General features: G+C 60.8%; 10 protein-coding genes. 6 read left to right on the top strand and 4 right to left on the bottom strand.

The window, feature by feature from the left end; genetic code table 11:
• Positions 1-177: 177 nt before the first annotated feature.
• The 3 genes from spoT to gmk form a co-directional block, all read right to left on the bottom strand.
• Positions 178-2286 (bottom strand): bifunctional GTP diphosphokinase/guanosine-3',5'-bis pyrophosphate 3'-pyrophosphohydrolase, encoded by a 2109-nt coding sequence (gene spoT / locus CRO06_RS17955; protein ID WP_097059055.1) that lies wholly within the window; start codon positions 2284-2286, stop codon positions 178-180.
• 252 nt (positions 2287-2538) lie between these two features.
• Positions 2539-2802: a DNA-directed RNA polymerase subunit omega gene (gene rpoZ / locus CRO06_RS17950; protein ID WP_014992535.1), complete on the bottom strand. Its 264-nt coding sequence runs from the start codon at positions 2800-2802 to the stop codon at positions 2539-2541.
• 50 nt (positions 2803-2852) lie between these two features.
• On the bottom strand, positions 2853-3485 hold the full coding sequence (gmk, locus tag CRO06_RS17945; RefSeq protein WP_097059054.1) for a guanylate kinase: 633 nt from the start codon (positions 3483-3485) through the stop codon (positions 2853-2855).
• 134 nt (positions 3486-3619) lie between these two features.
• Between gmk and doeB the strand changes: the two genes are divergently transcribed.
• Positions 3620-4636: a N(2)-acetyl-L-2,4-diaminobutanoate deacetylase DoeB gene (gene doeB, locus CRO06_RS17940; protein ID WP_179746649.1), complete on the top strand. Its 1017-nt coding sequence runs from the start codon at positions 3620-3622 to the stop codon at positions 4634-4636.
• 33 nt (positions 4637-4669) lie between these two features.
• On the opposite strand, the gene CRO06_RS17935 is transcribed toward doeB, so the two are convergent.
• Positions 4670-6061 (bottom strand): aminotransferase-like domain-containing protein, encoded by a 1392-nt coding sequence (locus CRO06_RS17935; RefSeq protein WP_218839902.1) that lies wholly within the window; start codon positions 6059-6061, stop codon positions 4670-4672.
• Positions 6062-6224: 163 nt separating this feature from the next.
• Here CRO06_RS17935 and CRO06_RS17930 point away from each other — a divergent pair, with 163 nt between their 5' ends.
• The 5 genes from CRO06_RS17930 (at position 6225) to CRO06_RS17910 (ending at position 10938) form a co-directional block, all read left to right on the top strand.
• Positions 6225-7514 (top strand): hydroxymethylglutaryl-CoA reductase, degradative, encoded by a 1290-nt coding sequence (locus tag CRO06_RS17930; RefSeq protein ID WP_097059053.1) that lies wholly within the window; start codon positions 6225-6227, stop codon positions 7512-7514.
• Between the two features lie 86 nt (positions 7515-7600).
• Positions 7601-8830, top strand: a complete 1230-nt coding sequence (locus CRO06_RS17925; protein WP_097059052.1) for a CaiB/BaiF CoA transferase family protein — start codon at positions 7601-7603, stop codon at positions 8828-8830.
• Positions 8831-8872: 42 nt separating this feature from the next.
• Entirely contained in the window at positions 8873-10012 is a 1140-nt protein-coding gene (locus CRO06_RS17920; protein ID WP_097059051.1) for a C4-dicarboxylate TRAP transporter substrate-binding protein, read from the top strand.
• Positions 10013-10066: 54 nt separating this feature from the next.
• On the top strand, positions 10067-10522 hold the full coding sequence (locus tag CRO06_RS17915; protein WP_097059050.1) for an FAS1-like dehydratase domain-containing protein: 456 nt from the start codon (positions 10067-10069) through the stop codon (positions 10520-10522).
• Positions 10523-10527: 5 nt separating this feature from the next.
• Positions 10528-10938 (top strand): hotdog family protein, encoded by a 411-nt coding sequence (locus CRO06_RS17910; RefSeq protein ID WP_097059049.1) that lies wholly within the window; start codon positions 10528-10530, stop codon positions 10936-10938.
• The last annotated feature ends 4 nt before the right edge of the window (positions 10939-10942 follow it).

Raw genomic sequence — 10942 nt, 5'->3', positions numbered from 1 at the left:
GGGGTCAGAAGCTGCCTAGGTCCCGCCACCCCGACAAGTCTCTCTGCCTACTATCGACTTGCCACGCCAACATACAAGCTTGCCTGCAAGCGAATGGGGCTCACTCAGGCGGTTTATAATATTCGCTTGCAGGCAAGCTCCTACAGCGGTTGCGTAGTTGGGCCTGCGGGAAAAGCCTTACAGACGCTGAATGCGAACGATGTTATCCAGCACACGCAGGCGTTTAATAATGCGCGCCAGGTGGATGCGGTCCTTCACCGTGAGAGTGACATTGAGAAGGGATAGCGTGGGGTCCTTGTCGGACATGTCGATGGTATCGATGTTGGAGCCCTGCTCGGTGACGCTGTTGGCCAGAGTGGCGAGGACGCCGCGCTTGTTGACCAGTTCAATGCGCAGGCCAGCGGTGAATTCTTGCTCCGCCTCCCGCTCCCAGCTCAGAGCGATGCATTTTTCCGGCGCGTTGCGCATCTCCGCCAGCAGATTCTTGCAGGTATCGCGATGCACCACGATGCCCCGTCCGGCACTGAGATGCCCGAGGATGGTATCGCCGGGTAGCGGGTAGCAGCACTTGGCGTAGGTCACCATCAGGCCTTCGCTGCCACGGATCGCCAGCGGCCGCCGGTCGTCCTCTTCCTGCCGGGCCTCACCATGGTTGCCCATCATCTTGCGGGCCACCAGCGGCGCCAGCCGGTTGCCCATGCCGATGTCTTCCAGCAGCTCGTCCAGGCTGTGCTGATCGTTGCTGTCCAGCTCGGCGCGGATCACCGTTTCCGGCAGATGCTCAAGGCTGCTCTCGTAGCCCGCCAGGGCCTTGTCCAACAGGCGTTGTCCCAGTTCCCGGGCGTCTTCCCGCCGCTGCTGCTTGAGGAAGTGGCGAATGTTGGAGCGGGCCTTGCCGGTGACGACGAAGTTGAGCCAGGCCGGATTGGGGGTGGCGTTGGGGGCGGTGATGATCTTCACCGTTTGCCCGGACTCCAGCGGCGTGGACAGCGCCGCCAGCTTGCCGTCCACCCGGGCCGCCACGCAACGGTTGCCCACCTTGGTGTGCACGGCGTAGGCGAAGTCCACCGGAGTGGCGCCGGCGGGGAGCTCCTTGATGTCGCCTTTGGGCGTGAACACGTAGGCTTCGTCGGGGAAAAGGTCCACTTTGACGTTCTCGATGAACTCCATCGAGTTACCGGCTTTCTGCTGCATCTCCAGCAGCCGCTGCATCCAGGATTGTGCCCGGGTGTGGGTCGGCGAGCCAGGTTTCTCCTCGGTCTTGTACAGCCAGTGGGCGGCGATGCCGTTGTTGGCCATCGCTTCCATTTCCTCGGTGCGGATCTGGATTTCCAGCGGAATCCCGGAGTGGGCCTTCAGAGTGGTATGCAGGGACTGGTAGCCGTTGGCCTTGGGAATGGCCACGTAGTCCTTGAACCGGCCCGGGATGGGAATGAAGTAGTTGTGCACCGCGCCGAGCACCCGGTAGCAGGTGTCCACGCGGTCGACGATGATGCGGAAGCCAAACACGTCCATGATTTCCGAGAACGGTTTGTGCTGCTCTTTCATCTTGTTGTAGATGCTGTAAAGGTGCTTCTCACGCCCCAGCACCCGGGCCTCGATGCCTTCCTGCTGCAGGCAGTGTTCGATGCTGGTCTTGATCGACGAGAGGATCTCCTTGCGGTTGCCCCGGGCGGAGCGCACCGCCTGACCGATCAGCCGGGCCCGCATCGGATGGATGGCGTGGAAGGCCAGGTCCTCGTACTCCACGCGCATGTTGTACATGCCCAGGCGGAAGGCGATTGGCGCGTAGATCTCCAGGGTTTCGGTGGCGATACGGCGGCGTTTGTCGGGGTTCATCACATGCAGCGTGCGCATGTTGTGCAGACGGTCGGCGAGTTTCACCAGGATCACGCGGATGTCCCGCGTCATCGCCAGAATCATCTTGCGCAGATTTTCCGCCTGCTGCTCCGCTTTGGACTCGAACTTGATCTGGGCGATTTTCGAGACGCCGTCGACCAGTTCCGCCACCTCCTCGCTGAATTCCGTCGCCAGCTGTTCCTTGGAGACGCCGGTATCCTCGATCACATCGTGCAGCATGGCCGCCATCAGAGAGGCGTGGTCCATGTGCATATCGGTGAGAATGTTGGCCACCGCCAGCGGATGCGTGATGTATGGGTCCCCGGTCCGTCGATACTGGCCCTCGTGGGCGGTCTCGGCGAAATAGTAGGCGCGCACCACCGGGGCGATCTGCTCGTCCGTCAGGTAGCTGCGCAAACGTTTTTCCAGGTTATGGATGGTGGACAAGGGCTCTCATCACGCCGCCAGGGCGAATCCATGTATGCAAAGGACGCGTCATGCATCCGCGCTGATCATCGCGGTATGCGGTATACAGTCCTAGCTTAAGGTTTGCCGCGACAATTTGTCTACGTTATTGCCGTGAGTCATTGAAAAGGCAAAGCTTTTTGCCTTGATAGGCGGAGACTATGAAAAAGCGGGCAAAGACCGGGGGCAAAGAGAAAGGCGCGGCCGGGGCTGTGCCCGGCCGGAGCAGCGGCGTTATTCGCCGAAGGAACGGGTCAGCAGCGCCAGGTCATCGACCTCGCTGTCGTGTTCCAGGGCGGCGGCATCCAGGCTTTCGCCGGTCACGTGACCATCGGCGATTTCGCGCAGGGCCACCACGGTGGGCTTGTCGTTCTCCCAGGCCACCCGCGGCTCTTTGCCGCCGGTCTGCAGCTGACGGGCGCGCCGGCTGGATACCAGTACCAGCTCAAAGCGGTTGTCCAGCTTTTCCAGGCAATCTTCTACGGTTACACGGGCCACGGTGTTCTCCTCCGGTTGGTCTCAATCGACCAGACATAAGGGCGGGGATTTTACCGGGTTTCGCTATCGGACAACAAGTCCGCCAGTACCGCCGCCTGGCGCACCGCCTGGCGGTGGGTGGTCAACCGGCGGGCCTCGACAATGGCGGCCAGCTCATGCAGGGCGCGTTCGAAGTTGTCGTTGACCACCAGATAATCGAATTCGCCATAGTGGCTCATCTCCTCCCGGGCCCCGGCCAGGCGCTTGCGGATCACCTCGTCGTCATCGGAGGCGCGGCTGCGCAGACGCTGCTCCAGCGTCTTCAGGCATGGCGGCAGAATGAAGATGCTGACCGCCTCCGGCATCTGCCGGCGGACCTGGGCGGCGCCCTGCCAGTCGATCTCCAGAATTACGTCTTCGCCGTTGCGCAGGGTGTCGGAAACCCAGTCGGCGCTGGTGCCATAGAGGTTGCCGAACACCTCGGCGTGTTCCAGAAACCGGCCCTGCTCCACCAGCCTGACGAATGATTCGCGTTTGATGAAGTGGTAGTTCACACCATCGGTTTCGCCGTCGCGGCGGTCGCGGGTGGTGTGGGAAATGGAAATCCTCAGACGCGGCAGCTTTTCCACCAGAGCCGCCACCAGAGAAGTCTTGCCGGCGCCGGAGGGTGCGGAAACGATGTACAGGGTGCCAATGTCGGCCATAACGTATATTCCTGTTTCTCGGGACGCGGGTAGGATCGGAGGCAATGGGTACCCCTGCCGGACTTGCCGCGAAAACGGGCATTATAGGAGCAAAGCCGGTGGCCCGTCATGGGCGCCCGGGACGAGGAGAACCTATGTCGCATCTGCCAGACAGCCCGATCAGCACTACCGTGGACTATCACCGCGATGGGGTGCAGCATGGATTTCTCAAGCTGCCGCACTCCCACGATGATTCCGCCTGGGGCTGCCTGATGATCCCCATCGCCGTGGTGCGCAATGGCGCTGGGCCGACGGTGCTGCTCACCGGAGGTAATCACGGCGACGAATACGAGGGGATCACCGCCCTGATCAAACTGGCCAACCGGCTGCGAGCCAGGGACATCGCCGGCCGTGTCATCATCGTGCCGATGATGAACCATCCGGCGGCGCTGAATGGCACCCGGACCTCACCCATCGATAAAGGCAATCTCAATCGAGCCTTCCCCGGTGACCCGTGCGGCACGCTGACCGAGCGTATCGCCGATTACTTCACCCGTTATCTGGTGCCTTTGAGCGACGTGGTGCTGGATATTCATTCCGGCGGCCGCACCCTGGATTTGCTGCCGTTCGCCGCCACCCACCGGTTGCCGGACCAGGATCTGGCCCGCCGTTGTCTGGAAGGCGCTCTTGCCTTTGGCGCGCCCAACACGCTGTTGATGTCGGAACTGGAGGGCGCGGCGCTGTTCGACACCGTGGTCGAGAATCAGGGCAAGGTCTTTATCAGCACCGAACTGCGCGGTGGCGGCACGTCCACGCCGGAGAGCGTGGCGCTGGCGGAGCGGGGTGTCGAGAACGTCCTTCGCTACGCCGGTGTCCTGGCTGGAGAACCGCATCCGCCGGTATCCGCCAGCAGAATGCTGGAGATCCCCGATAACGACCACTATCTGCAAAGCGAAAACGCCGGATTGCTGGAGTTTTGCGTCGGCCTCGGAGACGAAATCCGCGCCGGTGACCTGATCGCCAGAATCTACAGTATGGAGCGCACCGGTGCCGCGCCGGTGGAATACCGGGCGCCAGTGAGCGGCATTCTGATCGGCCGCCGCCACCCCGCCAGAGTTGCCATGGGGGATACCTTCGCGGTGCTGGCGGTGGCGCTGAAGAACTTCGATTGACCGGCGTGAAGGAACGTCGTGCGGTTTTAGCGACTACAGGCCGTCGAGCAGGGCGGCCCGGAACGCCGGGTCGTCCAGGTAAGCCACGTTGAGGCGGGTCCAGGGCACGATTTTTGTTCTGTCGACGGAAAAGATCGAGCCCGGTGCCAGCATCACCCCTTTGTCCAGACAGCGCCGGGTCAGTTCATTGGCATCGTCGATACCGGGGAAGCGGGCCCAGACATAGAGACTCTGATCCGGGCGGTGGAACACTTCCGCGCCGAGCTCATCGAGTACCGCCAAACCTAGCTCGGTGGCTTCCCTGAGCCGTTTCTGCAGACGCGCCAGATGTCTCAGGTAGTGACCTTCGCGCAGGATAATATTGACCAGCCTTTCCGAATACTCGGCACCGCTGGTGTGCAACAGCATTTTCACGTCCGCCAGTTCACTGATCAGCCCTTCCTCGCCGGCGATGAAACCGACCCGCAGTGCCGCTGAAACCGGTTTGGAGAAGCTGCCGATATAAAGGGTGCGTTTGAGTTGATCCAAGGCCGCCAGTTTTGTGCAGGAACTGAGTTTGAAATCCGCCATGGCATCGTTTTCCACCACGATCAGATTATGGCGTCTGGCCAGCGCCAGAATCCGTTCCGCCTTGGCGGTGGAAAGATCGGTGCCGGTGGGGTTATGGCCGGCGGACTGCATGAAGAACAAGCGCGGCTTCTCTCTGGCCAGCAGCCGGGCCAGCTGTTCGGTGTCGGGCCCGTCCACCTGGCGGGTAACCGGCAGCATGCGCGCGCCCTGAAGCTGCAACTTGCCGAACAGCGGGTAATAACCCGGACTTTCCACCAGCACCGCATCTCCGGGTTTGACGAACCGCCGGATCACCAAGTCCATGCCGTGGTTGGCGCCGAAGGTCGTGGCGATCTGCGCTATGGTGGTGCTGATGCCGTAGCCGGCCAGTTTTCTGACCAGTTGCTGTCGCAAATTGATATTGCCCAGTCGGTCGCCGTAACGGAACAGTGTGGCCACGCCGCTGCGCACCACTTGGCGGCTGAACTTGTCCAGGCGCATATCCATCAGCCATTCCACCGGCGGAAACCCTTCGCCCAAATGGGAATGTCCAGGCTCGCGCACGAACTGCTGACGCATCATCCAGATGGTGTCCAGAGCGCGTGCGTAAGGCGGTGGTTCGGGGCCGGTGTCGTCACTGTTCTCCGGTGGCGCGCAGACAAAAAAGCCCTTGCCATGTCTGGCCTCGATAAGCCCTTCCGCGGCGAGGTACTCGTAGGCGGTGATCACGGTGTTCTTGGAATGGCCATGCAGACGAGTGTACTCGCGCAGGGAGGGGAGCTTGTCGCCCTGGCGCAGCGCGCCCTCGGCGATCTGCTCGGCGATGCTGGCGGCGACCCGCTGGGCCAGCGTTTGGCGGTGCAGGGGAAGGGCCACGGGAAATTCCGTTGTTGTTGTACGGGGCTGGGGGAGACTGTTTGCCGTAACTGTACCTTTTTGATGGGTACAGGTGAAGCTATCGTAACGGTCAATCCGGCGTATCCGACTCCGTCAACCAAACGCCGCCCACCTAACAACAACGACGTCACAGAGGTGACCCGTGAGCTACAGCTCCCTGCTTCCCGGTTTTCGTAATCTTTCCCCCGCCGAGCGATTGGATCATCTGCAATCCCAGTTGGCCCTATCCGATGATGAGCTGGATCTGCTGCGCAACGTCGGAGCTCTGCCGTTGGAAATCGCCGATGGCATGATTGAGAACGTCATCGCCAAGTTCGAGCTGCCCTTGGCGATTGCCGGAAACTTTCTCGTTAACGGCAAGGAGGTGCTGGTGCCCATGGCCGTGGAAGAGCCCTCGGTGGTGGCGGCGGCGTCCTTCATGGCAAAGCTGGCACGTCCGGCGGGCGGCTTTCTGACATCCTCCAGTACCCCATTGATGCGCGCACAGATCCAGATCATCGGTGTTTCCGATCCGGTCAACGCCCGTCTCAGCCTGCTGCGTCACAAGCAGCGCATCCTCGATCTGGCCAACAGCAAGGATCAGCTCCTTAATCAGCTCGGTGGCGGCTGCCGTGATCTGGACATCCATACCTTCGCCGACAGTCCGCGCGGGCCGATGGTGGTGGCCCATCTGTTGGTCGATGTGCGGGACGCCATGGGAGCCAATACCGTGAACACCATGGCCGAGGCCGTGGCGCCGCTGATGGAAGAGATCACCGGTGGCACGGTGCGGCTGCGGATTCTCTCCAACCTCGCCGATCTGCGGCTCTCCCGTGCCCAGGTGCGCATTGCACCGGAGCATCTGGACACCGCGGACTACAAAGGTGAGGACGTAATCGAGCGTATTATCGATGCCTACGCGTTCGCCGCCGTGGATCCGTACCGGGCGGCCACCCACAACAAAGGCATCATGAATGGCATCGACCCTTTGATCGTCGCCACCGGTAACGACTGGCGCGCGGTGGAAGCGGGCGCCCATGCCTATGCCTGCCGCGATGGCCATTACGGCTCCCTCACCACCTGGGAAAAAGACCGCGAGGGCGCCCTGGTGGGCACCATTGAAATGCCAATGCCAGTGGGGTTGGTGGGCGGCGCCACCAAAACGCACCCGCTGGCACGGCTGGCGTTGAAGATTCTGGGCGTATCCAGTGCCCAGGAGTTGGCGGAAGTGGCGGTGGCGGTGGGGCTGGCACAGAACCTGGGAGCGCTGCGCGCGCTGGCGACGGAAGGCATTCAGCGCGGCCATATGGCTCTGCACGCTCGCAATATAGCGCTGTTGGCCGGCGCACGTGGCGAGGAGGTTGCTTATGTGGTGGAGCGGATGGTCATCGCCCGGGATGTGGGCGCCGATCACGCGGAAGCCTTGCTGAGAGAGAAGCGACAAAGCGAGTGAGGCAGCGTCTATGATCAGCTCGCTGGTGGCGCCGATGAGCGGCGCCGCCGGCGAGCATCAGAATGACAACAAGACGAGGAGGTCCCATGACCCATCAAACCGATATTCCCGTTGCATCAGAAGGTCCGCTCAAGGGCATTGTCATCCTCGATCTGACCCGGGTCGTGGCCGGTCCCTATTGCGCCATGTTACTGGCTGACATGGGGGCGACGGTGATCAAGATCGAGCACCCCCAGGACCCGGACCTGACGAGGGAATTTCCGCCTTTGATGGATCAGGATGGCGCGGCGATCAGCGGTTTCTTCGCTCAGTACAACAGAAACAAAATGGCGGTGAGTCTGGATCTGAAGAAAGCGGAAGGCCGTGAGACCTTTCTGCAAATGGTGGCCAGGGCCCACATCGTCATCGAGAACTTCCGTCCCGGCACACTGGATAAACTGGGATTGGGCTACGACGTTCTGGCGGAGACCAATCCCGCCATTATTCTCACCTGCATCAGCGGCTTTGGGCAGACCGGTCCGAACTCGCCGCGCCCGGCGTTTGATAGCAGCGCCCAGGCCACCGGCGGACTGTGGTCCATGAACGGTACGGTGGAAGAACCGATGCGGGTGGGCACCGTGCTGGGTGATCTGAGCGCGGCCCTGTACGGCGCCATCGGCACTTTGGGGGCCCTGCGTCAGGCGGAACAAACCGGCATCGGTCAGCGCGTGGATATTTCCCAGCAGGATTCCATTATCTCGCTCACCGAGAACGCGCTGGTGACCTACACCGCATCCGGCAAGATCACGGTGCCCGAAGGTAATGGGCATCCTTTCGTCAAGCCCTATGGCCGATACGCCTGTAAGGACGGCTATGTGTTCTTTGGCGCCTACACCGACAAATTCTGGCGCGAGGCCTGCATTGTCTTCGGTGACGAGCACCTCCTCGATGACCCGGAAATCAACACCATGGCCAAGCGCTTTGATCAGGACGTCTATGAGCGTCGGGTGAAACCGCTGGTGGAACAATGGTGCGGCCGTCATACCAAGGCGGAACTGGAAGAAATGACCGGCGCCCGTTTCCCGTTGTCACCGATCAAGAGCATTGACGAAGTGGTGGCGGACCCTCATGTGCGGTTACGCGACATGGTGATCCCGGTGCAATACCGGGGCGTGGATTTCGAGGTGTTCGGCAATCCGGTGAAGCTGTCCGGCGGCACCCGAGAAATGAACGCGGCGGCACCGGAAGTAGGTGAACACAACGAGCGGATTTATCGGGACTGGCTGGGCAAGGATGATGACGAATTCGAATCCCTCAAACGGAACGGCGTGATCTGACGCCGTTCCCATTAATTATTAAATAACAAAGGAAACCACACTATGAAACGCTTAGTGATTGTGGCGCTGGCCATGCTCAGTGGGGTGGCCGCGCTCTCCGTCGAGGCCAGAACCCTGCGTTACGCCATTGGCCATCCTCCCAGTTCTTTTGTCGTGGACGTGGCAAAGCAGTATGCGGAATCCGTCAGTGAACTGACCGAAGGTGATTTGAAGGTCCGTGTCTTTCCCATGTCCTTGCTGAATTTCGCCGAGACGTCCGGTGGTCTGCGGGACGGCATGGCGGATATCGGCTTTGTGCTGACGTCCTATTTCCCCGCCGAATTTCCGCACAGCAACGTGGCGGTGGAATCGTCCATGTTGCTGGGTCTGCTGGGTGACAAGGTGCGCGGCAAGGAAGGCATGGTCTTCATGGGCGCGCTCTCCGAGTTTACTTTTTTCCACTGTCCGGAATGCAACCAGGAGTTCGCCAAACAGAATCAGGTGTACACCGGGAGCACCGGCGGCTCTTCCTACGGATTGGTATGCAACCGGCCAGTGGAAAGTGCGGCGGACCTCAGTGGCATGCGTCTTAGAGTCGGGGCCGCTAACTGGTCACGCTGGACCGAGGCGGTGGGTGCCTCTCCGGTGACCATGTCCGCCAATGAAATGTATGAGGCGTTGAGTCAAGGCGTCGTGGGTTGCATCGTATTGGCTTCACCGGAGATTCATAATTTCGGGCTCGCGGATGTGGTGACCGACATCAACATGGATGTGCCCGGTGGCCCGATGCCGGTAGCCGGTACCAATATCAACGCCGACACCTGGAAGTCGCTTTCTCCGCAACAGAGAACGCGGATGCTGCGTGCCGCCAGCGCGTTCACCGCCGGTATTCCCTGGATCTACCACCAGCATGAAGACCGTATCCTGTCGGAAGCGGAACAACGCGGCGTCAAGATTCATCACGCCGACCCGGACCTGGTGGCGAAGACCAATGCTTTTATCGAGAAGGACATGGATTTCATCGCCACGGACTATCAAAAACGTTACAACGTCAGTCGAGGTCAGGAGATGATCGCGGATTTCCGCGAACTATTGGAGAAGTGGGCCGGTCTGGTCCAGGACGTGGACAGTGAGCAACAGCTCGTCGACCTGTACTGGAATGAGATCTTCTCCAAAGTGGACGTCTCCAAGCACGGCCTCTGATCCGATACGGGCGGCCTGGCCGCCCGGTTTACACCAACCTGACCGAGGTGCGTCATGACTGTGCTTACCGAGGAACTCAAGAACCATGTCGGTGCCGAGCTTCCGCCTTTTGAGTTTGAAATCTCCCGTGGTGACCTGAAGAAGTACGCCGTGGCCACAGGCCAGCGGCTTGAGCGTTACCTCAGTGGTGACGAGGCCCCACTGCTTTACCTGTTCGCGGCAATGATGCCAGTGGTACCGCTGGACCGGCTGTTGCCGGACGGCCGCCAACCGGACAGCGGCCTGATGCCGCCATTGCCGCTTAACCGCATCATGGCCGGCGGTAGTGAATACCAGATACACCGCAAGGTTTACGCCGGGGATACCCTGGTTTGCCGGCAGAAATTCGTTGAGGTGTTTGAGAAGACCGGGGCCGAGGGGCCGTTGCTTTTCCTGGTATTCGAAAACCGATTTGAAACCCGTGATGGCGAACCGGTGGTTACCGAACGTCTGACCCGGATTGCGAGGTGACAACGATGATGAAAAAGCGTATTGAGGCCGGCGAAAAATTAACCGGGCGGAACTGGCATGCGGATACCGTTCAGCTTTTTCTGTACAACGCCGCCATCTGGAACCCTCACCGCATTCACTATGATCTGCCCTACACCCAGGAAGCTGAAGGGCATCCGCAACTGTTGATCGATGGTCCTCTGCAAGGTGACTGGCTGACCCAAATGGTCTACGAGTGGCTGGGCGGGAACGGGACCCTGACAGCATTCGCTTACAGCAATCGCCGTGCCGCCTATGTGGGTGACGTGCTGAGCACCACCGGCGAAGTGACCGGCGTTGATGGAGACATCGTTACCCTGGATCTCAGGATCACCAATCAACGTGGGGAGGCCACCACCGTGGGCAACGCCACCGTGGTCATCGAACCCAGCCGTTAAAAGG

It is taken from the genome of Alloalcanivorax xenomutans (assembly GCF_900217905.1).
In the GTDB taxonomy this organism is placed as follows: Bacteria; Pseudomonadota; Gammaproteobacteria; order Pseudomonadales; family Alcanivoracaceae; genus Alloalcanivorax; species Alloalcanivorax xenomutans.
This window is presented reverse-complemented; position numbering and strand designations above follow the sequence as displayed.

Coding starts and splice junctions, on each gene's coding strand:
- gmk (WP_097059054.1), bottom strand. CDS start 3,485: ATGGCCGACATTGGCACCCTGTACATCGTTTCCGCACCCTCCGGCGCC.
- doeB (WP_179746649.1), top strand. CDS start 3,620: ATGTCGCATCTGCCAGACAGCCCGATCAGCACTACCGTGGACTATCAC.
- CRO06_RS17925 (WP_097059052.1), top strand. CDS start 7,601: ATGACCCATCAAACCGATATTCCCGTTGCATCAGAAGGTCCGCTCAAG.
- CRO06_RS17920 (WP_097059051.1), top strand. CDS start 8,873: ATGAAACGCTTAGTGATTGTGGCGCTGGCCATGCTCAGTGGGGTGGCC.
- CRO06_RS17915 (WP_097059050.1), top strand. CDS start 10,067: ATGACTGTGCTTACCGAGGAACTCAAGAACCATGTCGGTGCCGAGCTT.
- CRO06_RS17910 (WP_097059049.1), top strand. CDS start 10,528: ATGATGAAAAAGCGTATTGAGGCCGGCGAAAAATTAACCGGGCGGAAC.